Consider the following 331-nt stretch of genomic DNA (forward strand, 5'->3'; position numbering starts at 1 on the left):
CAGCCTGGCCCCCGGCGATGACCTGATCTGCCTGGCCGAGCATACGATCAGCCAGGCCGATCTGGACGCCGGCACGCCGATCACCAATACGGCCACGGTTACGGGCGACGACACTGACGGCTACCCGGTTTCCGATGACGATACGTCCGATGCGCCGCTCGAAACCTATCTTTGTCTCGTGCTAGACAAGACCGTGACCTCCGTAGGCGCGCCTTATGGCGAGCGTGACACCATCACATATGAGATGATTGCAAACAACACCGGCACGCTGACCCTGGCCAACGTCGCGATCAGCGATCCTGATGCGGTCATCACCGGCTGCACCCCGGCC

The 331-nt window shown here is 62.2% G+C and carries 1 protein-coding gene; it reads left to right on the forward strand.

The window, feature by feature from the left end; genetic code table 11:
* On the forward strand, positions 1-331 hold a 331-nt coding region (locus ACEWQ0_RS12010), incomplete at both ends, for a DUF7507 domain-containing protein (RefSeq protein WP_476485458.1).

This window comes from Wenzhouxiangella sp. YN9, from assembly GCF_056324165.1.